Raw genomic sequence first — 24022 nt, forward strand, 5'->3', positions numbered from 1 at the left:
CGGCTGGCGTGCACTTCGTTCGGGATGGCGCGATGAGGCCCCCCGTCGAACCCGCCATCGCCCCGCCCGGGACCGGCGACTTCCGCAGCGCGGGCGGCGTCTCCGCCGACGGCTGGCGCGCCGACCAGGCCGGCGAGCGGCTCGTCCCCACCCACTGCTGCTTCTGCGGCGTGCAGTGCGGCATGTACCTGCGGGTCGACCGCCGGGGCAAGGTCTTCGGGCTGGAGCCGCGCAACCACGACATCAACCGGATGCGGCTGTGCCCCAAGGGCATCAACGCGTACCAGCAGGTCAACCACCCCGACCGGCTCACCGCACCGCTCGTCCGCAGAACCCGTGACGAGCCGTTCCGCGAGGCGAGCTGGGAGGAGGCGCTGGACCTGATCGTCGAGGAGATCCGGCGCGTCCAGCAGGCGTACGGGGCTGACGCCTTCGGGGTGCTCGGTGGCGCGTCCCTGTTCACGGAGAAGACGTACCTGGTGGGGAAGTTCGCGCGGGTCGCCCTCAAGACGCGGCACGTCGACTACAACGGGCGGCTGTGCATGGTCAGCGCCGCCACCGCCAACAAGCTGGCGTTCGGCATCGACCGGGCGGGCAACCCGTTCTCCGACATGCTCCTCAGCGACTGCCTGCTGTTCGCGGGCGCGAACGTCGGCGAGTGCTTCCCCGTCATGACGCAGTACGTCTGGGCGGGGCGGGACCGCGGCGCCAAAGTGATCGTCGTCGACCCGCGCGAGACGCCCGTCGCGCGCACGGCCGACCTGCACGTCCGAGTGCGGCCCGGTACGGACGCGGCGTTCTTCAACGCCGTCCTGCACGTCGTCATCCGGGAGGGGCTGACGGACGACGCGTATCTTGCCGCGCACGCGACCGGCTGGAACGAGGTCGAGCGGACCGTACGGGACTATCCGCCGGAGCGGGCGGCGGAGATCTGCGGGGTGTCCGTGGCGGAGATCGAGCTGACCGCGCGGTGGTTCGGCGGCGCTCAGCGGGCGATGGCCTGGCACGCGCGGGGCATCGAGCACCACAGCCAGGGCGTCGACAACTGTCTGTCGATCATCAACCTGTGCGTGGCCACCGGCAATCTCGGCCGTCCCGGCGCCGGTTACGGCACGCTGACCGGCCAGGGCAACGGGCAGGGCGGCCGGGAACACGGCCAGAAGTCCGACCTTCTCCCCGGGGGACGCTCCATCCTCGACCCCGAACACCGGCGGCAGATCTGCCGCATCTGGGGCGTCGCTGAATCGGAACTGCCCACCGCCGGAACGTCGATGGTGGAAATGGTCCACCAAATGCGTCGCGGCGAACTCCGCGGACTCCTCGGAATCTGCAACAACCCCTTCGTCTCGCTCCCCGACCTCCGCGCCGTCAGGGAAGGCTACGATTCCCTCGATTTTCACGTGCAACTGGACTTCTTCCTCTCCGAGACCGCCGCGAACGCGCACGTCGTCCTCCCGGTCACCGTCTGGGCCGAGGACGAGGGCGTCATGGCCAACGCCGAGGCCCGCGTCGTCAAACACAACAAGGCACAGGAACCACCGCCCGGCGTGCGGACGGACACCTGGGTGCTGTGCGAACTGGCCCGGCGACTCGGAGTGGGCGACAAGTTCGCCTTCGACGGCTCGCGCGAGGTCTTCGACGAACTGCGGGCCGCCACCGCCGGCACCGTCATCGACTACTCCGGCATCACCTACGAGCGGCTGGAGGAAACCGGCGGCCTCGCCTGGCCCTGCCCCGCCCCGGACCACCCCGGCACGCCCCGGCTCTTCGAGGACGGCCGGACGTACCACCCCGACGGCAAGGCGCATCTCCAAGCGGTCGAATGGCGCCCGCCCGCGGACCCTTATTCGGACCAGTTCCCGCTCTCCCTCACCACCGGCCGCACCGTCGCCCACTTCCTGTCCGGCAACCAGACGCGGCGGCTGGGCGGCCTGGTCGAACAGACGCCGCGGCCGTGGGTTGAGTTGCACCCGGCGCACGGTTTTCGCACGGGGGAGCCGGTGCGGGTGGTGACCCGGCGCGGCAGCGCGGTCTTCCCCGCGCTGGTGCTGGAGTCCATCAGGCCGGACACCGTCTTCGTGCCGTACCACTGGCCGGTCCCGACGGCCGCCAACGAGCTGACGATCGACGCGCTGGATCCCCGTTCCAAGATCCCTGAGTACAAGGTGTGCGCGGCTCGTGTGGAGGCCGCGGGGGAGGCGGATGAGGTGCCGGGGCCGCCGGTGGTGCGGGGAGGGGGCGGGTTCGGCGGTTCGGAGCACAGGCGGGGCGGCTTCGAGTGACAGGTGGGGCGGTTCTCAAGTGACAGACGAGATGGTTCTCAAGTGACAGGTGGGGCGGTTCCCAAGTGACGGGGAGGCGGTTCTCAAGTGACAGACGAGACGGTTCCTAAGTGAAGGTGAGGCGGTTCTCAAGTGACGGGTGAGGCAGGTGGTTGCGCATGATGGGCCGGACGATCTTCATCGACCCGGGGCGGTGCATCGGCTGCCAGGCATGCGTCGCCGGCTGCCGTGAATGCGACTCGCACCGCGGCAAGTCACTGATCCACCTCGACTACCCGGACGAGGGCGGCTCGGTCGCCTCCCTCCCCACCGTCTGCATGCACTGCTCGGACCCCGTCGCCCCGTGCGCCGAGGTCTGCCCGGCCGAAGCCATCCTCGTCACCCCGGACGGCGTCGTGCAGGAGGCCGACACCACGCGCTGCATCGGCTGCGCGAACTGCGTCAACGCCTGCCCCTTCGGCGTACCGAAGATCGACCTCGAAGCGAAGCTCCAATACAAGTGCAACCTCTGCTACGACCGCACCGCTCACGGCCTCGCCCCCATGTGCGCGACGGTCTGCCCGACCGGCGCCCTCTTCTACGGCACGTACGAGGAACTGCGGGCCGAACGGCCGGGGGTGGAGGTCGCCGACTCGTTCACCTTCGGCGACGCGGTCGTGGAGACGGGGGTCGCGATGGTGGTGCCGGCCGAGAAGGTCCGGTGGCCGGTGCCTGGGGGGCTGCCGATCGTGGGGGTGAACGGGGGGCCTTCCGGGGGCGGGGCGTTGGCGGCAGGCGGGGCGTCTCCTGGGGCCGGGGTTGTTCCTACGAGAGGTGAGTCTCGTGCGGGCGGCGGTGGCAAGTCGTCGGAGAAGGGCGGCGCGCGGTGAGTACGACGGGGCAGGCCGGTGGCGGAGCGCCACCGGACCGGACACCGACCGGTTCGACCGCGTCACCGGAGCGATGGGCGGAGGGAACCGCCCTCCGGAAGGAACTCGAAGAGGCACGCGAACAACGGGCCCTCCAGGACGAGGCCGCCCTACACGACCGCCTCGCCGCCGACTCGCTGACCACCCGCCGTGACTACCTGCGCATCGTGACGACGGTCTCCGGGGGACTGGCGGTGAGCGGACTCGCGGTCGCGGCGGGCGTGCTGCCCCGCCACGGCGAGGGCTCCGCGCCGCCCAAACGCGTCGCCGCCCACATCCCCGCCGGCCGTTCCGTCGCCTTCCGCTACCCGGGAGCCGAGGACCGGGCGGTGGCGATCCGCCTCTCGGACGGTTCCCTGGTCGGTTACTCCGCCGTCTGCACCCATCTCGCCTGCGCCGTGCTGTGGCGGCGCGACCGCGGCATGGAAGGGGAGCTGTACTGCCCGTGCCACGAGGGCGCCTTCGACGCCCGCACCGGCGAGGTCGCCGGCGGCCCACCGCCGCGCGGGCTGCCCAAGGTGATCCTCTACGAACGGGATGACGGCAGCATCTGGGCCATCGGCACCGCCCGCTCGGGCGAAAGCGAGGAAGAGGGCATGTGCCGCCAACTCCTCGCCGACGACCCGAAGATCGCCGAGGAAGTCGGTTGCCCGGGAGCCGAGCCCGGACACGGCGACGACGAGGTCACGGAAGACGCTTTGGAACGCCGACGCACGGCGGAGGGCACGAGCAGCCGTGGCTGAGGGAGCGAAGGAGCCGGAGGGGGCTGGGTATCGGGAGGAGCGGAGTGACCGGGAGGGCTTGAGGGGTGCGGGGGAGTCGGGGGGATCGGAGGGCCAGGGGAGTTCAGAGGGTTCGGGTTTCCCGGAGGGGCCGGAGGGGCCGGAGGGGCCGGAGAGCCCGGAGAACCTGGGTGTCCCGGGGGGCCCACCCCCCTCCCCCCCACCCCCCACCCCGCCCCACTCCCCTCCTCCTCCTCCTCCACCACCGCCCCCCTACCACCCCGGCAGCGTCGAGCCTCGGTTGAACCGGCCGGTGGCCGAGCGCTACCCGCAGATCCGTGCGACCAGCGGTTACGCCGATCCGCGGGTCCGCAGCACCGGTCCGGGGCCGGGCGCGGGTGCCGATCACGAGCCGGAGCGTTCCGCGAAGCTGTCCGCACGACTGGCTCTGGTGATGTCCGTGGTCATCGGCCAGCTCTGGGCGTTGACCGTCGAAGTGAACGCCTGGATGCAGGGCCACACCGACACGGCCTGGTGGTGCACGGCCTTTCTGGTCCTCTCCTTCCTCGTCGTGCTCGGGCTGTGGGCGATCGACAAGCGCGACCGTTAAGTCACTCGTGGTGGTCTTGGCGTCAATCGCTCGACCGCGGTCCCAGGCGCATTTCCTGTTCCTTTCCTACGCGCTACCGCCCACCTACCGCTTGTCAGTGCCCTGTGTGAGGGTGACGAGCATGGCTACGACACCAGATGGACGTCCCATACCGCTCCCGCGCGCCGATGAACGCTCGATGCTGGAGAGCTGGCTGGAGTTCCACCGAGCCACGCTGGCCCTCAAATGCCGGGGACTTGATGATCAACAGATCCGCCTCACCTCCGTCGAGCCGTCGTCGATGACGTTGCTGGGGCTGGTCCAGCACATGGCCGAGGTCGAACGCAACTGGTTCCAGCGGGTTTTCGCCGGACTGGATGTGCCGACGGTGGACAAGGAAGCGCAGGACTTCGGGTTCGGGCTCGTCTCGGAGCGCGGTATCGAGGAGGCGCTGACCACGTGGCGCGCGGAGATCGCCCGGGGCCGAGAACTGATCGCCACCGCCTCGCTGGACGACACCGGCCGGCTCTCGGAGGAGAACGCCGCGGCGCTCGGGGCTCCCGAGGTCTCGCTGCGCTGGATCCTGATCCACATGATCGAGGAGTACGCCCGCCACAACGGCCACGCGGACCTGCTCAGGGAGCGCATCGACGGCGTCACCGGGACCTGAGCCCCGACCGGGCGGACCGCGGCTCCATAAGCGGCCCCGTCGCGCCCGCCGCCCGGTATCACCGCGCCGCCGGGCACTCCTGCTCGCAGGTGATCGAGCTGTCGCATCCCCCGCTCGTTCCTGTCGCGGCCGGTGCGTCCGGCGGGACGCGCGTTCTGTGGTGGCCGTGCGGCACAGCGGGGGTGGGCCAGAAGCCGACCGCCCCGGAAACGGCATCGTCCAGGCCCGAAGAGGCAGTGGCCAGCCCCGAAGTAGAACCGTCCAGCCCCGAAGTGGAACCGTCCAGCCCCGAAGTGGAACCGTCCAGCCCCGAAGTGGAACCGTCCAGCTCCGAAGCGGCACCGGCCGACGGGCTCCGGCCCGGCGGCCGGTCGCACCGGGTCCGCCGTACTCTGAGGGAGTGAGCACCATTTCCGAATCCGGGCCCGAAACCGCGCCCACGCCGCGCCCCGCTCCGAAGCCCGCCGCGCTGATCTTTGACGATCCGCTGGACCAGCAGTCCTCCGACGACACGGACCGCGGCTGGGGCGAGCGTCCGTCGAGCAGCGGCGACAGTGCCGCTGACCTGGCGCGGTTCCTGGACGAGAAGCCGCCGCACCACATCTGACAGCCGCGTCGGGCCTGGCCCGGACGCCGGTCGGCGTACTGCACAGGGCACTGACATCCGACGCGTCCGGCGCCGCCGCCATGGGCCCGGCACCGGTACCAGCCGCCCCCTGTGCCGAACCGGTCCGCGCTACGGGCGTGGCCCGGATGCCTTCGGGGCCGGCGCGCTGGAGTTCCGCTCCGCGGCCGAGGCGCCGCGCTGGGCGACCAAGGCGTCGCGGATCTGGGTCAGCAATTCCAGCTCGGTCGGTTCCACGGTCGGTTCCGCGGCCGTTTCCAACAGGGCCTTCTTGGCCTGCTGGCGCGCCTTCCACTTGTTCATCGGCAGGATCATGAGGAAGTACACGACGGCCGCGGTGATCAGGAACGTGAGCGCCGCGCTGAGCACCGAGCCCCACAGGATGTAGATCCCGTCGGTGTACTCGCCCGTTTTCGGGTTGATCGGGCAGGTCGTGAGACATGCCTTGTAGTGGTCCAGGTTCTGTGAGCCGAGGGCGCCGACGATCGGGTTGATGACGCCCTTGACCACGGCATTGACGATATTGGTGAACGCCGCTCCGACGACCACCGCCACCGCGAGTTCGATCACGTTGCCGCGCATCAGGAATTCCCTGAATCCCGCGAGGACGCCCGTTTCCTTGCTCACCTGCAAGCCTCTTTCCACGCTCTTTGACGACAGTGCTATCAATCGCACCAAAACTGTCGTCAGTGCGGGCGGCCGATGTCCAATCGGCTGACACGGACCAGTGAGGGGCCAGTGCGCCAGTGCGGATTGCCACATGGGAGGCGGTGGGGAGAGGGGAATGCGCGGGGGAATTCCGGGTAGCGGGATGGGCTTCGGCGGGCGGAACCGTGGAGGGTTTTCCAGCCGGGCGGGTGGTGGTCTCGCGCATGGCTAGCTCACCTCCGGGGCCGCCGGCCCGGACGTCGCCGGGTCCGTGTCCGCCAGTGGTGCGGAATTCGGCAGCGGGCAGGCGATCGTGCTCGCCGCGCGCTCCGCGCCGCGTGGCGCCCCGGCGGCCAGTGCGGCGGCCGTCACCACCAGCCCCGCCGCCATCGCGTGACGCCGCCGCCGTACGGCCCGCCGCAGCCGGTGACGGCCGCGGCGGGCCCGTAGCGGGGAGAAGCCCGGGACCTCGTACGACGGGGGGTCGGACAGGCGCGGGCCCCCGGTGGCGCCGGCCAGGAGGGCGGGACGTTCGGCGAACGTGCTGCGAGTCATGGGGATCACCGCCTGACGGTGCGGAAGCGGAAGGTGCTTCGGACGGTTCCCACCGTGCCCGATCCCGCGGCCGGCCCGCTCCGGCCTGTGCGTTACCCACTGGTTGTGGATAACTTCCTCACCCGTCGGTGTGCTGGGGGCTGGCTTGTCCCGCTGAGATAAGCGGATCCGGCTTACCGCAGCGAAACACCCCCTGCGACAGCGAAACACCCAAGCCCCGCCATGACAGAGATCTAGGCCAACCTCTGCCTACAGCAGCGAGCCATGCCAACCTCGGCCTGCGGCGGCGAGCTACCCCAACCCCTCCGGCAGCGAGCCCCCCCACCCCCTACGGCAGCGAGATCCCCAGCTCCCACCCATCGTGTGCGTGGGTGCACAGGCAGTCCCGGGTCTCCGTCTTCGGGAGGCCCGCGACCGCGTCGAAGAGGACCTCGCGCAGCCGGCTCAGGTTCTGGCCGAAGACCTGGAGCACTTCCTCGTGCGAGACGCCCTCGCCGGTCTCGGTGCCCGCGTCGAGGTCGGTGACCAGCGCCAGCGAGGTGTAGCACAGGCCCAGTTCGCGGGCCAGCACCGCTTCGGGGTGCCCGGTCATGCCGACCACGGACCAGCCTTGCGCCGCGTGCCACCGCGACTCCGCGCGAGTCGAGAAGCGGGGACCCTCGATGACGACGAGCGTTCCGCCGTCCACCGGCTCCCAGTCGCGGCCCCGCGCGGCGGCCACCGCCACCTTCCGCCCTTCGGGGCAGTACGGGTCGGCGAACGTCAGGTGCACCACGTTCGGAACGCTGACCTCCCCGGTCGTGGAACCGGGCCGCGGCACCGGCTCCCCGTCGAAGTAGGTCTGTATGCGGGACTTGGTGCGGTCCACGAGCTGGTCCGGCACCAGCAGGGTCCCCGGCCCGTATTCGGGGCGCAGACCGCCCACCGCGCACGGTGCGAGCACCTGCCGGACGCCGAGCGAGCGCAACGCCCACAGGTTGGCCCGGTAGTTGATGCGGTGCGGGGGCAGGTGGTGCTTGCGTCCGTGCCGGGGCAGGAAGGCCACCCGACGGCCGGCCACCTCGCCGAGGAAGAGGGAATCACTGGGGCTGCCATAGGGGGTCTCCACCGTGACTTCCGTCACGTCCTCAAGGAAGGAGTAGAACCCGGACCCGCCGATCACGCCGATTTCCGCGTCAGTCATGGCGATCACACTAACGGCCGCACTCCACGGCGGACCGGTCGCGGCCGTGCGCAGCACGACCCCTTGCCGTCACCGAGCCCGAAGAACCCGCCGCCCACAACACCGGACGCGCCACCGCCCACAACACGGGACACGTCTCCACCGACAACGCCGAGGACCCCGCCGTCGGCAACGGCGGGGTCCTCGGGGCCCGGCATCGGAACGCCGGTAAAGCTGGAATCAGGCGGCCGTACCGCTGCTCGCGGTGGTGCTCGACGCCGTGCTGCTGCTCGACTTCTTCTCCGAGCTCCCGGTGGACGTCGACGAGGACGAGCCCGAGGACGACGACGAGGAGCTGGAGGCGGGGGTGCTGCTGGACGACGAGCCGCGGCTGTCGTTGCGGTAGAACCCGGAGCCCTTGAAGACGATGCCGACCGCGGAGAACACCTTCTTCAGGCGTCCGTGGCAGCTCGGGCACTCGGTGAGCGCGTCGTCGGTGAACTTCTGCACCGCCTCAAGGCCCTCGCCGCACTCGGTGCACTGGTACTGGTAGGTCGGCACTGTCTTCCTCCTGGCACTCTCACTCAATGAGTGCTAACGATGCTCCATAGTGCAGTATTCCGGCCCGTCAGTCCACCGCGACGGGAGTACGGTGACCGACCCCACGCTCCGGCTCGCCCTGGGAGGCGGTGTCCACCACCAGGCTCGCGGAGTGCGGCACCAGCCGTCCCCGCAGCATCAGCAGCACCACCAGCGCCAGCGCCGTGGCGCCCAGCGGCACCAGGAAACCGGAGCTCGGACCGAACGCGTCCGTCAGCCGTCCGGCCGTGGCCGACGCGGCGGCCTGGCCCAGGGCGACGGCCCCGGTGAGCCAGGTGAACGCCTCGGTCCGGGCCGAGGCCGGCACCAGGGACTCCACCAGCGTGTAGCCGGTGATCAGGGCCGGAGCGATGCACAGGCCGACCAGCAGGCCGACGCCACCCAGCACCGGCACCGCGGTCGCGGCCCACAGGGGAGTGGTGGCCAGCGCCAGCGCGGCGTAGCCGACCAGCAGCCGGCGCCGCGGGCCGACCTTCCAGGCGATGGCGCCGCAGACGATGCCCGAGAGCATGTTTCCGCACGCGAAGACGCCGTACAGGATGCCGTTGATTCCCGGCTGCCCGATCTCCTGGGTGAAGGCCGTCAGGGAGACCTGCATGCCGCCGAAGACCATGCCGATTCCGAGGAAGCCCACGATCAGCACCCGCACGCCGGAGACGGACAGGGCCGAGGTCCGCGCCCCGCCGTTGGCCTTCACGGCCTCCACCGGCGGCTGGCTGCGCCGCTGCGCGGCGAAGAGCAGGCCGCCGATCAGCGTCAGCGCGGCCTCGGTGATCAGTCCGGCGGCCGGGTGGATGCTCGTGCACAGGGCGGTCGCCAGGACCGGGCCGATGACGAAGGTGAACTCGTCCGTCACCGACTCGAACGCCGCGGCCGTCGGCATCAGGGGCGTACCGCCCAGCCGCGCCGCCCACCGGGCCCGCACCATGGGGCCGACCTGCGGCGTCGACACACCACTGGGCACGGCGACCAGCAGCAGCGCCCACAGGGGCGCGTGCGCCAGCGCGAGCGTGATCAGCGCGGTGACGGAGATGGCGTGCACCAGCACCCCGGGGACGAGGACGGCGCGCTGCCCGAAGCGGTCGGCGAGCTTGCCGGTCTGCGGGGCGAACAGGGCCATCGAGACGCCGGTGACCGCCGAGACGATGCCGGCTGTGCCGTACGAGCCGGAGGTGTGTTCGACGAGCAGGACGATGCCAATGGTCAGCATCGCGAAGGGCTGCCGGGCCAGGAAGCCGGGCAGAAGGAACGTCCACGCACCGGGTGTGCGCAGCAATTGTCCGTAACCGGGACGGGTGTCCTTGACCGCGGATGCCACGGCCGAGCCTTTCTTCCCGCCTGGTAGCGCGCTCCGCGGCAAGGGGCGGTGAGCGCGCCGAGAGCTGTCCTCTCGCGCAGGACCGAGTGATACCGCGTGGTCCGCACCAAAGCCGGGAAGTGGCTGCGTGGGGCCGGATGCCGCGGCCGCCGAGCGGTCGCGCCAGCTCTGCGTCAGGCAGAGTTGGTTCAATGATGTGCCCGTTCATAGTACAGGCACATCTGTGCGAAGCACCGGGGTCGGCCATCGCCGCTCTTCGCTCCGTCCGCGCAGGTCAGCGGGGGGCTGGGCGGGTGTCCGGCGCGGGTGCCGAGGTGACGGAAAGCCGCGAGAGGGCTGCGGAAGAGCTGTCGAGCGGGCAGGGGCGGAAGGACTGGAAGGCCGCAAGGCCGGAAGGGCCGGAAGGGCCGGAAGGGCCGGAAGGGCCGGAAAGGTCGGTGGGCGGCTCGGCCGGCCGATCGATCTGGTCCGTCAGCCGATCGATCCGCACCGGATGGAGCCGCCCACCTCTACTCGAATATTCAACTATTCGACCCTTTGACCGCGATTGACCCGTTCGTCCGCAGTCTGGTCATCCTTGCGCTTGCCCAGCGACGGCACCCCGCTCCGCCGAGGAAGCGGCGCGGCCTGGCCGGATTCCGAGCGCGAGCCGGGTTCCGTACGCGAGCCGGGCTCCGCACGTACACCGCGCTCCGCGCGCGGCCCGGATGCCGAGCGCGACCCGGTCCCCATGCCTCCCCCCGGCGCCGCACGCCCCGAGCCACTGCCCCCCGAAACACCTCCCGGTGCAACGCTCCCCTCCGAAGGGCTGCCCTTCGAAGCGCTCCCCAGCGCAGTAACGCCCCCCGCAGCAGGACCGCCGACCCCCGGACCGCCCCCCTCGGAGCGCTCCCGGCCGCGTCCGCCCGCCGTCCCGCCGGGGCGCCGCCCCGCACGGGCCCGCCGGCCACCGGTCCGTCCGCCGTCCCGGCCCTCCGGGCCCGGCCGCGGATGGAGCCAGCCGGCCAGCTTGCCGCCCTCGGAGACGGCCTGGAGGCGGCGCTCCGCGGCCTCGCGCACCGGGTCGGTGGCGACGACGAGCAGGTCGTCGCCGCGCCGCAGCACGGTCGTCGGGGCCGGTACGAAGCTCTTGCCGTCCCGTACGACGAGGGTGACCGCCGATCCGGCCGGCATCCGCAGCTCGCCGATCTCCACGCCGTGCATGCGGGACGACGGCCCTATCGACGTGGACAGCAGGTGGCCGCGCAGCCGCTCCAGGGGCGCGGACTCGATGCCGAGGTCGGCCGCCTCCTCGCCCTCGCCCAGCCGCAGGCGCCGGGCCAGCCAGGGCAGCGTCGGCCCCTGGATGAGGGTGTAGACGACCACCAGCACGAAGACGATGTTGAAGACCCGCTCGCTCCCGGGCACCTGGCCCACCATCGGGATGGTGGCGAGCACGATCGGTACGGCGCCGCGCAGCCCGGCCCAGGACAGCAGCGTCTTCTCCCGCCAGGGCACCCGGAAGGGCAGCAGCCCCAGGAAGACCGAGGCGGGTCGGGCGACGACGGTCAGCACGAGGCCGATGATCAGCGCGGGCCAGATGTCGTCACCCAGGTTGTGCGGCGTGACGAGCAGGCCCAGCAGGACGAACATGCCGATCTGGCCGATCCAGCCCAGTCCCTCGGCGAACCCGCGGGTGGCCGCGGCGTGCGGCAGTTTGCTGTTCCCCAGGATCAGCGCCGCCAGGTAGACGGCGAGGAAGCCGGAGCCGTGCGCCATCGCGCCGGCCGCGTACGCGGAGACGGCGATGGCCATGACGGCGATCGGGTACAGGCCGGAGGCGGGCAGGGCGACGTGGCGCATCGCGAACGCGCCGAGCCACCCCAGTGCCAGGCCGATGGCGGCGCCGATCGCCAGCTCCAGGGCGATCTCGCCGATCAGGACGTACCAGTGGTCGACCGGTCCCGCCGTGGAGAACGCGACGACGAGGATGACCACGGGGGCGTCGTTGAAGCCGGACTCGGCCTCCAGGACACCGGTCAGCCGGTTCGGCAGCGGGACGCTGCGCAGCACCGAGAAGACCGCCGCCGCGTCGGTGGACGAGACCACCGCGCCGACCAGCAGCGCCTGGCGCCACTCCAGACCCACGAGGTAGTGCGCACCCGCCGCGGTGACCCCCACGCTCACCGCGACGCCGAGTGTCGAGAGCAGCGCGGCTCGGGGCAGCGCCGGTTTGATCTCCTTCCACTTCGTGCCGAGGCCGCCCTCGGCGAGTATCACGACGAGCGCGGCGTAGCCGAGGATCTGCGTCAGCCCGGCGTTGTCGAAGACGACGCCGCCGAGCCCGTCCTGCCCTATGGCGATGCCTATGCCCAGGTAGATGAGAAGGCTGGGCAGCCCGCTGCGGGAGGAGACGCGTACCGCCGCCACCGCGACGAGCAGGACGAGCGAGCAGATCAGCAGGAGTTCGTTGAGGCGGTCGACAGTCAGGAGCTGGTCCTTCCTCGTGTGGGTCCGGGCGTTAATCCTTACCGTATCTAGTTACTGAGACTAACAATTTACCATTACTTGACGGTCCCCCGTGCCCCCACGACACCGCGTAGTAGTGCCCGCGGCGGTGCGCCTATGGTTGCTCCAGCACTCCCACCCTGCCCCTCGAAGGACAGAGATGCCCGCCAACAAGTCCGGCCCCGCACCGAAAAAGAAGAAGAAAGGGCGGCGTGGCCGCCTCGCAGCGACCGCGATCGTGCTCCTGCTCGTGGCGGGCATCGGCTATGGCTCCTACTGGGGCGTCAGCACCGTCCGCGCGTCGTACCCGCAGACCACCGGCTCCCTGAAGCTGCCCGGTCTGACGAACCCGGTCGAGGTCGTGCGCGACGGCAACGGGGTCCCGCAGATCTACGCCGACACCGACGAGGACCTCTTCCGCGCCCAGGGCTTCGTCCAGGCCCAGGACCGCTTCTGGGAGATGGACGTGCGGCGCCACATGACGTCCGGCCGCCTCTCGGAGATGTTCGGCAAGAGCCAGGTCGACACCGACGCCTTCCTGCGCACGCTCGGCTGGCGCGAGGTGGCGCAGCGGGAGTACGACACCAAGCTCGCGCCGAGCACCAAGAAGTACCTCCAGGCGTATGCGGACGGTGTCAACGCGTACCTGAAGGAGCACGAGGGCGCCGCGCTCTCCCTGGAGTACGCCGCGCTGGACTTCCAGAACGACTACAAGCCCGAGAAGTGGACGCCGGTCGACTCGGTCGCCTGGCTGAAGGCCATGGCCTGGGACCTGCGCGGCAACCTTCAGGACGAGATCGACCGCTCCCTGATGACGAGCCGGTTCACGCCCGAGCAGATCGCGCAGCTCTACCCCGAGTACCCGTACAAGCGGAACAAGCCGATCGTCGAGGGCGGCAAGGTCAACCAGCTCACGAAGGAATTCGATCCCAAGGCGACGTCGACGGGAAGCAACCCGGCCACCGGGAACCTCTCCTCCGCCGGCCGCGGATTGCAGTCCCAGCTGACCGCACTGTCCAAGACGCTGGACGAGATCCCGGCGCTGCTCGGCCCCAACGGCAACGGCATCGGCTCCAACTCCTGGGTCGTCTCCGGTGACCACACCACCACCGGCAAGCCGCTGCTGGCCAACGACCCGCACCTGGCGCCCCAGATGCCCTCGCTCTGGTACCAGATGGGCCTGCACTGCCGCACCACCAGCGCCAAGTGCAACTACGACGTGGCGGGCTTCACCTTCTCCGGCATGCCCGGCGTGATCATCGGTCACAACCAGGACATCTCCTGGGGCATGACCAACCTGGGCGCGGACGTCACCGACCTGTACCTGGAGAAGATCACCGCCGACGGATACCTCTTCGACGGGCGGATGCACCCGTTCAAGACCCGCAAGGAGACCATCAAGGTCGCCGGCGGCCCGAGCCGCGAGATCACCGTGCGCGCCACCAACAACGGCCCGCTGGTCTCCGACCGCAACGACGAGCTGTCCAAGGTGGGCAAGGAGGCGCCGGTCGGCAACTCCGCGCCGGACCGCGGCGACGGCTACGGGATCTCGCTGCGCTGGACCGCGCTGGACCCGGGCAAGTCCATGGACGCGGTCTTCGAGCTGAACCGGGCCAAGGACTTCTCCGAGTTCCGCAAGGCCGCCGCGCACTTCGAGGTGCCCTCGCAGAACCTGATCTACGCCGACACCAAGGGCCACATCGGCTACCAGGCCCCGGGCCGCATCCCGATCCGCGGCGAGGGCGCCGGGACGGGCGGCAACGGCACGGGGAGCACCAACGGCACGGGGGGTACGAACGGGGCCGGTGGCACGAACGGCACGGGTGGCGCGAACGGCACCGGTGGCCTCAACGGCACGGGCGGTACGAACGGCAGCAGCGGCCTCAACGGCACCGGCGGCACCAGCGGCCTCAACGGCACCACTGGGGCCAACGGGACCGGCGGCCTGCCCAACGCCAACACCGCGACCGACACCACCGTCAGGCAGGGCACGCTCACCGTCCCCTCCGACGGCACCTATCCCGTCCCCGGCTGGGACAAGCGCTACCAGTGGAAGGACTACATCCCGCAGTCCGAGCTCCCCTGGGAGCTGGACCCGGCGCGCGGCTACATCGTCACCGCCAACCAGGCCGTCATCGACCAGGACAAGTACCCCTACCTGCTGACCAAGGACTGGGGCTACGGCGCCCGCAGCCAGCGGATCAACGACCTCATCCAGTCGAAGATCAAGGACGGCGGCAAGATCTCGACGGACGACATGGCGTCCATGCAGCTCGACAACAGCAGTGAGATCGCCAAGCTGCTGACCCCGTACCTGCTGAAGATCGACATCAAGGACCCCTACGTCCGCGAGGCGCAGCGCCTCCTGGAGGGCTGGGACTACACCCAGGAGCCCGACTCCGCCGCCGCGGCCTACTTCAACGGCGTCTGGCGCAACACCCTCAAGCTCGCCTTCGGCAACAAGATGCCCAAGGAGCTGCGCGTCGAGGGCCAGTGCCTGGCCGTCCGCCCGGCGAACGACTCCGGCCCGGTGGACGACCGGAACAAGCTGGTCCGCGAGTGCGGCGAGCGGGCCCCCGACTCCGCGGAGCCCAACGGCGGCGACCGCTGGTTCGAGGTCGTGCGGAAGATCCTGAAGGACCCGAAGAACGAGTGGTGGACCACCGAGGACCGGCCCGGCCGCCCCGGCGACAAGAACCGCGACCAGCTCCTGGCACACGCCATGAAGGACGCCCGCTACGAGCTGACCAGCAAGCTGGGCAAGAACATCGACACCTGGAGCTGGGGCCGCCTGCACCAGATGTACCTGAAGAACCAGACGCTGGGTAAGGAGGGCCCCGGCATCCTCCAGGGCCTGTTCAACCGCGGCCCGTGGAACCTCGGCGGCGGCGAGGCGGCCGTGGACGCCACCGGCTGGAACGCGGCCGGCGGCTACCAGGTCACCTGGGTCCCCTCCATGCGGATGGTCGTCAACCTCGCCGACCTGGACAAGTCCCGGTGGATCAACCTCACGGGCGCGTCGGGCCACGCCTACAGCGCGCACTACGACGACCAGACGGACAAGTGGGCCAAGGGCGAACTGCTGCCGTGGTCCTTCAGTCAGAAGGCCGTCAAGGCCGCCGGAAAGGACACGCTGACGCTGTCGCCGTGATCCCCGCACACGCCGGATGGTGACGGGCCCGCATCTCCTGGGAACGGGAGGTGCGGGCCCGTTGGCGTGTGTTCTGGGGGTGGGCCTGTTGTGGTGCGTCCTGAGGGAGGGCGCCCGTCGGCGTGCGTCTCTTCAGGGCGGGCGCGTTGGCGCGTGTCTCTTCAGGGCGGGCCCATTGGCGTGCGTCCTGAGGGTGCGCGGATCCGGTGGCGTGCGCCTTGAGGAGGCCCGGTTCCGTCGGCGTACGTCCTGGCGACGCGCGGGCCCGTCGGCGTACGAAGACGCGTCACGCCTCAGGGAACGACGCGACGACGGCGTCCGCCCCTATCCCTCGACCTCCTCCACGCCCCCGAACCTCCGCACCCCCGACGGCGTCACCGCCGCCCGCACCGGGCGGTCGTGCGGTTCGGCCGGGACCTCGTCCACCACCTCGTCGTCGTACAGCAGCACCACCAGCGCCGGACGGGCTTCCGCGGCCTCCAGACGGGCCAGGACGCGGTCGTAGGAACCGCCGCCGCGCCCCAGCCGCAGGCCGCGCCGGTCGACCGCCAGGCCGGGCAGCAGCACCGCGTCCGCCCCGGTGACGGCCGCGCGGCCCAGCCGGGGCCCGGAGGGCTCCAGCAGGCCGCGGCCGGCCCGTACCAGCGCGTCGGGGCCCTCGTAGGCGGCCCAGTCCAGGTCGTTGTCGGGGCGCAGGACGGGCAGCAGGACGCGCGTCCCTGTGGCGCGCAGGCGCTCCAACAGGGTCCGCGTCGAGGGCTCGCGCCCTATGGACACGTAGGCCGCGACCGTCCGCGCGCCCGCCAGGTCCGGCAGCGCGGTCGCCCGCGTGGCCAGCGCCTCGCCCGCCGCCGCCACCTCGTCACCGGTCAGCGCGGCCCGCGCGGCCAGCAGCCGGCGCCGCAGCGCGCTCTTGCCGGCGTCCGGTGCGGTGACCGGGATTCCCGGCATCCGTGCGCCCGACTGTCCGTGGTCGTCCATCTGGTTGGCACTCCTGATCCCCGCGGACCGTTTCCTGATCGTCGAAGGTCCCGCGTTCGATGCCCGGAAGGGGCGGTTATGGTTTCCGGCATGACTCACTCGCGTACTCGGATCAGCAAGGCTGTCATCCCGGCAGCCGGCCTGGGCACCCGCTTCCTGCCGGCCACCAAAGCCACGCCCAAGGAGATGCTGCCGGTCGTCGACAAGCCCGCCATCCAGTACGTGGTGGAGGAGGCGGTCACGGCCGGCCTCTCCGATGTCCTCATGATCACCGGTCGGAACAAGCGGCCCCTGGAAGACCACTTCGACCGCAACTACGAGCTGGAGCAGGCGCTCGTCCTCAAGGGGGACGAGGAGCGGCTGGCGAAGGTCCAGGAGTCCAGCGACCTGGCCACCATGCACTACGTCCGCCAGGGCGACCCCAAGGGCCTGGGCCACGCCGTCCTGTGCGCCGCGCCGCACGTCGGCGACCAGCCGTTCGCCGTCCTGCTCGGCGACGACCTGATCGACCCCCGCGACCCGCTGCTCCAGCGCATGGTCGAGGTGCAGGAGCAGTACGGCGGCTCCGTCATCGCCCTGATGGAGGTCGATCCGGCGCAGATCCACCTGTACGGCTGCGCCGCCGCCGCGCCGACCGGGGACGACGATGTCGTCCAGGTCTCCGACCTGGTGGAGAAGCCGGCCGCGACCGACGCGCCCAGCAACCTGGCCATCATCGGCCGCTACGTCCTGGACCCCGCCGTCTTCGACGTGCTGCGCAAGACCGAGCCCGGCCGGGGCGGCGAGATCCAGCTCACCGACGCCCTCCAGACGCTCGCCGCCGACCCCTCCCTCGGTGGCCCGGTGCACGGCGTGGTCTTCAAGGGGCGCCGCTATGACACCGGTGACCGTGGCGACTACCTCCGTGCCATTGTCAGACTGGCATGCGAACGTGAAGACCTGGGACCGGACTTCCGGGCCTGGCTGCGCAGTTACGTCAGCGAGGAGATGTAGGGCTTTGAGCGGCAGCACCGACCAGATCACCCACCAGGACCGCGTCTGGTCGGTGGCCGACCACCTCGACGACATCCTCTCCAAGGTCCACCCGCTGGAGCCCATCGACCTGCAACTGCCGGAGGCCCAGGGCTGCGTCCTGGTGGAGGACATCGCCGTCCCCGCCGCCCTGCCGCCGTTCGACAACAGCTCCATGGACGGGTACGCGGTCCGGATCGCCGACGTGGCCGACGCCACGGACACCTACCCGGCCGTCCTCACCGTCGTCGGGGACATCGCGGCGGGCAGCGGCGCCGCGCCCGCCGTCCGCCCCGGCGAGGCGGCCCGCATCATGACCGGCGCGCCGCTGCCGCCCGGCGCCGAGGCCGTCGTCCCGGTGGAGTGGACGGACGGCGGGACGGGCGCGGGCCCGGCCGCCGGGATGCTCGCCCACAGCGCCGCGCCGCAGGCCGCCGGCGGCGAGGTCCGGGTGTACCGCCCCGTGGCGGCCCGGCAGCACGTCCGGGCGCGCGGCAGCGACGTCCAGGCCGGCGAGCTGGCCCTGCGGGCGGGGACGGTGCTGGGCCCGGCGCAGATCGGGCTGCTGGCCGCGATCGGGCGGGGCACGGTCACGGTCCGCCCCCGGCCGCGCGTGGTCGTCCTGTCCACCGGCAGCGAGCTGGTCCAGCCCGCCGAGCCGCTCGGTCCGGGCCAGATCCACGACTCCAACAGCTTCATGCTCACCGCCGCCGCCCGGGAGGCCGGGGCCATCGCGTACCGGGTCGGCGCGGTGGCCGACGACGCGCTGTCCCTGCGCGCGACCCTGGAGGACCAGCTCATCCGCGCCGACCTCCTGGTGACCAGCGGCGGGGTCAGCGTCGGTGCCTACGACGTGGTCAAGGAGACGCTCGCCGACCTCTCCGCCGAGGACGGCACGGTTTCCTTCCGCAAACTGGCCATGCAGCCGGGCAAGCCGCAGGGCTTCGGCCTCATCGGCCCGGACCGCACGCCGCTCCTGGCGCTGCCCGGCAACCCGGTCAGTTCCTACGTCTCCTTCGAGCTCTTCGTCCGCCCCGCCATCCGCGCCCTGATGGGCCTGCCGGACGTCCACCGGCACACCACCCGCGCGGTGTGCGCGGACGCCGTCACCGGCTCCCCCGAGGGGAAGCGGCAGTTCCTGCGCGGCTTCCACGACCGGGACACCGGCGAGGTCACCCCGGTCGGCGGCGCCGGCTCCCACCTCATCAAGGCGCTCGCACACGCGAACGCGCTGATCGTCATCCCGGAGGACACCACCGAGGTCGCCGCGGGGGCCGAGGTGGACGTGGTGCTGCTGGGGTAGTACGGGACGGCGGGGGCTCCTGGGGACGTGGGCTCCTTGGGGGCTCGGGCTCCCGGGCCCTTGTGTGGTGGGGACGCGAACTCCCGGGGCCCTCGGGGGCTGGTCTGTCGTCGCCCTTCGGACGCCGCCTCATCGCCGCGGGCCGCTGCGGGTACCGTGTCGTGGCACAGACGGCAAGGTCCGGACGGAGAACGATGAGCAGCGGCCAGCAACACCTCACGCACCTCGACGCGGCCGGCGCGGCCCGCATGGTCGACGTGTCCGGCAAGGACGTCACCCACCGCACCGCGACGGCGAGCGGCCGGGTCCTGGTCTCGCCCGCGGTCGTCGCCCTGCTGCGGGGCGAGGGCCTGCCCAAGGGGGACGCCCTGGCCACCGCCCGCATCGCCGGGATCATGGGCGCCAAGCGCACCCCGGACCTCATTCCGCTGTGCCACCCCTTGGACGTCTCCGGCGTCACCGTGGACCTTTCCGTCGCCGACGACGCCGTCGAGATCCGCGCCACCGTGAAGACCACCGGCCGCACCGGCGTGGAGATGGAGGCCCTGACCGCCGTCTCCGTCGCCGCGCTGACCGTGGTGGACATGGTCAAGGCCGTCGACAAGGCGGCCGTCCTGACCGACATACGGGTCGAGGAGAAGACCGGCGGCAAGTCCGGCGACTGGAGCCGCGCGTGAGCGCCCCGCACGCTGACGCCCCTCGCGCCGACGGCCCCCGCGCCGAGGCCCCCCGCTTCGGCGCCCCCCGCGCCCTGGTCGTCACCGCCTCCAACCGGGCGGCGGCCGGTGTCTACCCCGACCGCGGCGGCCCGCTGATCGCCGAGGGCCTGGCCGCCCTGGGGTTCGCGGTGGACGGCCCCCGGGTCGTCCCGGACGGCGACCCCGTCGAGGCCGCCCTGCGCGAGGCGGTCCGGACCGGCTACGACGTCGTCCTCACCACCGGCGGCACGGGCATCTCGCCCACCGACCGCACCCCCGAGGCCACCCGCCGGGTCGTCGACTACGAGGTCCCCGGCATCCCCGAGGCGATCCGCGCCGCCGGGCGCGCGAAGGTGGCCACCGCCGCGCTGTCCCGGGGCCTGGCCGGGGTCGCGGGCCGCACGCTGATCGTCAACCTCCCCGGCTCGACCGGCGGCGTCCGCGACGGCTTGGCCGTCCTCGCCGACCTGCTGCCGCACGCCGTGGACCAGCTCCGGGGCGGCGACCACGCGCAGGCCCCGGCGTCCGGGCACACGTCCGGCCACGCCGCCGATGCGTCCGGCCACGCCGCCCCCGTGGACCGGGCCGCCGCGCACACCACCGGCTCCGAAGGCGGCCCGCCCGGCGCACCGCCCAATGAGGACGTGCCCGGTAAGGACGTGCCCCCCAGCCCCTCGGGGAGCCCCCGCTGAACGCCCCCTGGCCCGTCGTACTGGCGGACGGCGACACCGCCCTTCGCCCCATAAAGCTGCGCGACCAGCGGGCCTGGCGCGAGGTCAACCGCCGCAACCGCGACTGGCTGCGCCCGTGGGAGGCCACGATCCCGCCGCCCCCGCCGGGCGTCCCCGTCCCGCACCGCCCCACCTACCGCCAGATGGTCCGCCACCTGCGCGCCGAGGCGCACGCGGGCCGGATGCTCCCCTTCGTGGTGGAACACCGGGGACAGCTCTCCGGCCAGCTGACGGTCGCGGGCATCACCTGGGGCTCGATGTGTTCCGGCCATATCGGTTACTGGGTGGACGAGGCGGTGGCGGGCCGCGGCGTCATCCCGACCGCCGTCGCGCTCGCCGTCGACCACTGCTTCCGCACGGTCGGACTGCACCGCATCGAGGTGTGCATCCGCCCGGAGAACGGCCCCAGCCGCCGCGTCGTGGAGAAACTCGGCTTCCGCGAGGAGGGCCTGCGCCCCCGCTACCTGCACATCGACGGCGCCTGGCGCGACCACCTGGTGTACGCGCTGACCGCGGAGGAGGTCCCCGAGGGCCTGCTCAATCGCTGGCACCGGGAAAAGCCCAGCGCACCCCACAAATGAAATGTATGTTCGAAACGCGTTCGGAATCGTTCACGAATTGACCACATTCGCAGGCTACTGATCTCAACAATCACAAAAAAAGTTCGAGATATCAGCCAGATCGTGCGACACACCGGCCCAATTGGCGGATGGCCCCCGGCAAACCCCTCTACGGTGTGAGGCGTGAGCAGCAGCGGCCTCATCTACGCAGTCATCGTCGGGGCCTGGGCCGCCTACTTGGTGCCGATGTGGCTCCGCAGGCAGGACGAGCTCAACGAGGCCCGGCCGACGGAGCGCTTCAGCACCGCCATCCGCCTCCTGTCCGGACGGGCGGCGATGGAGCGCCGCTACGCCAAGGGGCAGACGCGCGCGGGCCGCGCCACCGACGATGCGGGCGTCACGACGGACCCGGACGCCACGGCCGACGCGGCCGACGTCCGGTCCTCCGGCACACCCGCCTCCGGCCCCGCGCCGGCCGTTCCCCTCGCGGACGGGGGTGAGGCGGTCTCCGGTCGCCTGGCGCCCGAGGAGGCGCCGGTCGAGCACTCTGCGGGAGGCGGCCTGGCCGGCCACTTGGCGGACGGTGGCCCGTCCGGGCGCGCTGCGGACGGTGGCCCGGTCGGACGCAACGCGGAAGGCGGCCCGACCGGCCCGTCCGACCGTTCCGCCGCCAAGCCCCGCCCGCCCGTCAGGCGCCCGGCCGCCGACCGCATCCGGCGCGCCAAGGTCCTGGCGCGCCGCCGCCGCACCATCACGGTCCTCTTCCTGGCCTTCACCCTCGGCACGATCGCCGCGGCCGTCGGCGGCATCGCCTTCCTGTGGGCCCCCGGCATCCCCGCCGTCCTCCTGAGCGCTTACATCGTCTACCTGCGCGCCCAGGAACGCCGCCGCTTCACCTTCGTCATGGACCAGCGCCAGGCCGAGGCCGCCGCCCAGCGGCTCCGCGAGAGCCGCACCCGCTCCCAGCCCGCGGACCCGGCCGCCCCGCCGACCGCCGAGCTCCCGCCCGAGCCCGCCGCCGACCCCGCCCCGGAGCCGGTACGGCCGCCCCGTCCCGCCCGCCCGGAGCCGTCCTCCCAGGCCGCCGGCCGCCGCGCGCTGGTCGAGCAGACCGACCACGCCGAGTGGGTCGACCAGCAGCGCGAACGGGAACGGGGCGGCGCCCCCGGCGCCGGCTGGGATCCGGTCCCCGTCCCGCTGCCCACCTACGTCACGGCCCCGGTCGCCCCGCGCGCCACCAGCCACATCGACCTCGACGCCGACGACGCCTGGAGCTCCGCCCGCTCCAGCCCCGCCGCCGACCCCACCCAGCAGCCCCGCGACCGCTCCACCACGGGCCGCCGCAACCGCGGACGCACACCTCTGTTCGACCAGTACGCCGACGAGGACCGCCCGCGCGCCGCCAACGAGTGACCCATCCCACGCTGACCAGCAGGGACGACGATTTTTGAGCACCGCTTCCGGGATGCTAGAGTTTCACTCGTCGCAAGGGCCTGTGGCGCAGCTGGTAGCGCACCTCGTTCGCAACGAGGGGGTCAGGGGTTCGAATCCCCTCAGGTCCACAGCCGACTGTTCTTGAGTTAGCTCGGGAGCGGTTGACGAGATCCCGTCCGATCGAAAGATCGGGCGGGATCTTCGTCGTTTCGGGGGGCATTCAATGCCTGTTCGGGGTGGTGGATGCTCGGGCGGGCCGTGGCATGGTCGGCGCGGGTGCGGCGATCCGTCGGCTTGATCGCGGTCTGAGGCGGGCCGGAGGCGGTCGGTCGTGGGGGTGAGGCGGTGGCCGAGTCGGCGTGGGGGGATCTGGAAGTTCTCCGGCGAGCAGCCGGTGTGGGCGCGATCCGCGGCGCAGGTACCTGTTGGCAGCCGAAGTTCGGTCGGGTGCTTCAGTGCGGTGAGCGCGTTCTCGCCCGTACGGACGGTCGTCCGACGAGGGCTCTGTCAGCGGCGCCGTGGATGATCAGGCGCATGACACCCGCCGCCTGCGGCTGTCCTCCGCCGCCCGACTGGCCACCGTCGGCCGCCCGCCGAAGCTGACGGCCGGACATGAAGCTTCGAGGCCGGCGGCGGCCTTCTTCGTGCCCGCTGCCGGGGTTGCCGACCCAACCTCCCATCAGGTTGGAAACAGCTCACGGTAACGTTTTTCGGGAATTCCGCCGGGAGAAGGGCGAAGGGCGACCGGCGGCCGAAATGCTCGGCCGGTTCTGTATTACGGTGCTGGAAATCGCAGGATCTCGTTGGGGGAGAAGCGTTGAGCGCGCGGATTTTGGTCGCTGAGGATGACGGGAAACAGTCTCGGCTGATCCGGATCTACCTGGAACGGGAGGGCAATGCGGTGCAGGTCGTGGCCGACGGTCGCGCCGCTTTGGAGAAGGCGCGGTCGATCCGGCCGGATCTGATCGTGCTTGACGTGATGCTGCCGTACGTCGACGGACTCGACGTGTGCCGCATCCTGAGAACCGAGCCGGGCACCGCCGACGTCCCCATCCTGCTGCTCACCGCCCGCACGACCGAGGAGGACATGCTCCTCGGGCTCGACCTCGGCGCGGACGACTACCTCACCAAGCCTTACAGCCCGCGCGAACTGACCGCGCGGGTACGGGCGCTGCTGCGGCGGGCCAGGAAGTCGGCGTCGGCAGGGACGACGCTGCTGCGGGTCGGCGAGTTGGAGCTGGACACCGCGCGGTTCGAGGCCCGGGTCGCGGGCCGCCCGGTGACGCTGACGGCGAAGGAGTTCTCCATCCTGGAGTCGCTGGCCCGCGAGCCCGGGCGGGTCTTCACCCGGGCACAGATCATCGAGCGGGTCTTCGGCTTCGACCAGGACGTGCTGGAGCGGACGGTCGACGCGCACGTGATGAACCTGCGGCGGAAGCTGGAGGCGCCGGGAAGCCCGAGGCTGCTGGAGACGGTGTACGGACGGGGTTACCGGCTCGCGGAGCGAACCTGAGCGGTTCCGGGGCGCCGCGCGCGGTTTCGGAGCCCGGGGAGAACGGTTTCGGCGTCCCGGGACGTGCACGGCTT

20 protein-coding genes, 1 tRNA gene and 1 pseudogene are annotated in these 24022 nt (G+C 71.6%); 15 read left to right on the forward strand and 7 right to left on the reverse strand.

Going from position 1 to position 24022, the window contains the following annotated elements; genetic code table 11:
* Positions 1-32: 32 nt before the first annotated feature.
* From ABZX96_RS00540 to ABZX96_RS00565, 6 genes and pseudogenes are all read left to right on the forward strand, one after another.
* Complete coding sequence (locus ABZX96_RS00540; protein ID WP_355535408.1) at positions 33-2282, forward strand: molybdopterin oxidoreductase family protein; 2250 nt, start codon at positions 33-35, stop codon at positions 2280-2282.
* A gap of 158 nt (positions 2283-2440) precedes the next feature.
* Positions 2441-3025: pseudogene (locus ABZX96_RS00545) on the forward strand (4Fe-4S dicluster domain-containing protein); the annotation flags it as partial.
* A gap of 122 nt (positions 3026-3147) precedes the next feature.
* A complete protein-coding gene (locus tag ABZX96_RS00550) occupies positions 3148-3933 on the forward strand; it encodes a Rieske (2Fe-2S) protein (RefSeq protein WP_355535411.1) in 786 nt (261 codons plus the stop codon).
* A gap of 166 nt (positions 3934-4099) precedes the next feature.
* On the forward strand, positions 4100-4522 hold the full coding sequence (locus ABZX96_RS00555) for a hypothetical protein (protein ID WP_355535860.1): 423 nt from the start codon (positions 4100-4102) through the stop codon (positions 4520-4522).
* A gap of 121 nt (positions 4523-4643) precedes the next feature.
* Entirely contained in the window at positions 4644-5171 is a 528-nt protein-coding gene (locus ABZX96_RS00560) for a DinB family protein (RefSeq protein WP_355535414.1), read from the forward strand.
* Between the two features lie 400 nt (positions 5172-5571).
* Positions 5572-5778 (forward strand): hypothetical protein, encoded by a 207-nt coding sequence (locus tag ABZX96_RS00565; protein WP_355535417.1) that lies wholly within the window; start codon positions 5572-5574, stop codon positions 5776-5778.
* 129 nt (positions 5779-5907) lie between these two features.
* On the opposite strand, the gene mscL is transcribed toward ABZX96_RS00565, so the two are convergent.
* The 6 genes from mscL to ABZX96_RS00595 form a co-directional block, all read right to left on the reverse strand.
* Entirely contained in the window at positions 5908-6423 is a 516-nt protein-coding gene (gene mscL / locus ABZX96_RS00570; RefSeq protein ID WP_355535420.1) for a large conductance mechanosensitive channel protein MscL, read from the reverse strand.
* Between the two features lie 249 nt (positions 6424-6672).
* Positions 6673-6999: a hypothetical protein gene (locus tag ABZX96_RS00575; protein ID WP_355535423.1), complete on the reverse strand. Its 327-nt coding sequence runs from the start codon at positions 6997-6999 to the stop codon at positions 6673-6675.
* A 328-nt stretch (positions 7000-7327) separates the two neighbouring features.
* Positions 7328-8182, reverse strand: coding sequence for an S-methyl-5'-thioadenosine phosphorylase (locus ABZX96_RS00580; RefSeq protein ID WP_355535425.1), 855 nt, complete (start codon positions 8180-8182; stop codon positions 7328-7330).
* A gap of 219 nt (positions 8183-8401) precedes the next feature.
* The gene (locus ABZX96_RS00585) at positions 8402-8722 is read right to left on the reverse strand and encodes an FmdB family zinc ribbon protein (RefSeq protein ID WP_355535428.1); all 321 of its coding nucleotides are present in this window, start codon (positions 8720-8722) and stop codon (positions 8402-8404) included.
* Between the two features lie 67 nt (positions 8723-8789).
* Positions 8790-10079 (reverse strand): MFS transporter, encoded by a 1290-nt coding sequence (locus ABZX96_RS00590; RefSeq protein ID WP_355535431.1) that lies wholly within the window; start codon positions 10077-10079, stop codon positions 8790-8792.
* A gap of 525 nt (positions 10080-10604) precedes the next feature.
* Positions 10605-12488, reverse strand: coding sequence for a potassium/proton antiporter (locus tag ABZX96_RS00595; RefSeq protein ID WP_355535434.1), 1884 nt, complete (start codon positions 12486-12488; stop codon positions 10605-10607).
* 238 nt (positions 12489-12726) lie between these two features.
* Between ABZX96_RS00595 and ABZX96_RS00600 the strand changes: the two genes are divergently transcribed.
* Positions 12727-15717 (forward strand): penicillin acylase family protein, encoded by a 2991-nt coding sequence (locus ABZX96_RS00600; protein ID WP_355535437.1) that lies wholly within the window; start codon positions 12727-12729, stop codon positions 15715-15717.
* Between the two features lie 324 nt (positions 15718-16041).
* On the opposite strand, the gene ABZX96_RS00605 is transcribed toward ABZX96_RS00600, so the two are convergent.
* The gene (locus tag ABZX96_RS00605) at positions 16042-16668 is read right to left on the reverse strand and encodes a 5-formyltetrahydrofolate cyclo-ligase (protein WP_355535863.1); all 627 of its coding nucleotides are present in this window, start codon (positions 16666-16668) and stop codon (positions 16042-16044) included.
* Between the two features lie 120 nt (positions 16669-16788).
* Here ABZX96_RS00605 and galU point away from each other — a divergent pair, with 120 nt between their 5' ends.
* The 8 genes from galU to ABZX96_RS00645 all read left to right on the forward strand — a co-directional run bounded on the left by galU (position 16789) and on the right by ABZX96_RS00645 (position 23948).
* The gene (gene galU / locus ABZX96_RS00610; protein WP_355535440.1) at positions 16789-17691 is read left to right on the forward strand and encodes a UTP--glucose-1-phosphate uridylyltransferase GalU; all 903 of its coding nucleotides are present in this window, start codon (positions 16789-16791) and stop codon (positions 17689-17691) included.
* Between the two features lie 4 nt (positions 17692-17695).
* On the forward strand, positions 17696-19012 hold the full coding sequence (glp, locus tag ABZX96_RS00615; RefSeq protein ID WP_355535443.1) for a gephyrin-like molybdotransferase Glp: 1317 nt from the start codon (positions 17696-17698) through the stop codon (positions 19010-19012).
* 194 nt (positions 19013-19206) lie between these two features.
* Complete coding sequence (moaC, locus tag ABZX96_RS00620; RefSeq protein WP_355535446.1) at positions 19207-19689, forward strand: cyclic pyranopterin monophosphate synthase MoaC; 483 nt, start codon at positions 19207-19209, stop codon at positions 19687-19689.
* Positions 19690-19763: 74 nt separating this feature from the next.
* On the forward strand, positions 19764-20402 hold the full coding sequence (locus tag ABZX96_RS00625) for a MogA/MoaB family molybdenum cofactor biosynthesis protein (protein WP_355535866.1): 639 nt from the start codon (positions 19764-19766) through the stop codon (positions 20400-20402).
* Positions 20399-21022, forward strand: coding sequence for a GNAT family protein (locus tag ABZX96_RS00630; protein WP_355535869.1), 624 nt, complete (start codon positions 20399-20401; stop codon positions 21020-21022). The genes ABZX96_RS00625 and ABZX96_RS00630 overlap by 4 nt, the downstream gene beginning before the upstream one ends.
* 162 nt (positions 21023-21184) lie before the next feature.
* Positions 21185-22414: a gephyrin-like molybdotransferase receptor GlpR gene (glpR, locus tag ABZX96_RS00635; protein ID WP_355535449.1), complete on the forward strand. Its 1230-nt coding sequence runs from the start codon at positions 21185-21187 to the stop codon at positions 22412-22414.
* 76 nt (positions 22415-22490) lie between these two features.
* Positions 22491-22563 (forward strand) — tRNA-Ala (locus ABZX96_RS00640).
* A 689-nt stretch (positions 22564-23252) separates the two neighbouring features.
* Complete coding sequence (locus tag ABZX96_RS00645; protein ID WP_355535452.1) at positions 23253-23948, forward strand: response regulator transcription factor; 696 nt, start codon at positions 23253-23255, stop codon at positions 23946-23948.
* Positions 23949-24022: the final 74 nt, after the last annotated feature.

This window comes from Streptomyces sp. NPDC003077 (assembly GCF_040611095.1).
Classification (GTDB): domain Bacteria; phylum Actinomycetota; class Actinomycetes; order Streptomycetales; family Streptomycetaceae; genus Streptomyces.

Coding starts and splice junctions, on each gene's coding strand:
- ABZX96_RS00540 (WP_355535408.1), top strand. CDS start 33: ATGAGGCCCCCCGTCGAACCCGCCATCGCCCCGCCCGGGACCGGCGAC.
- ABZX96_RS00560 (WP_355535414.1), top strand. CDS start 4,644: ATGGCTACGACACCAGATGGACGTCCCATACCGCTCCCGCGCGCCGAT.
- ABZX96_RS00575 (WP_355535423.1), bottom strand. CDS start 6,999: ATGACTCGCAGCACGTTCGCCGAACGTCCCGCCCTCCTGGCCGGCGCC.
- ABZX96_RS00580 (WP_355535425.1), bottom strand. CDS start 8,182: ATGACTGACGCGGAAATCGGCGTGATCGGCGGGTCCGGGTTCTACTCC.
- ABZX96_RS00600 (WP_355535437.1), top strand. CDS start 12,727: ATGCCCGCCAACAAGTCCGGCCCCGCACCGAAAAAGAAGAAGAAAGGG.
- ABZX96_RS00605 (WP_355535863.1), bottom strand. CDS start 16,668: ATGCCGGGAATCCCGGTCACCGCACCGGACGCCGGCAAGAGCGCGCTG.
- galU (WP_355535440.1), top strand. CDS start 16,789: ATGACTCACTCGCGTACTCGGATCAGCAAGGCTGTCATCCCGGCAGCC.
- moaC (WP_355535446.1), top strand. CDS start 19,207: ATGAGCAGCGGCCAGCAACACCTCACGCACCTCGACGCGGCCGGCGCG.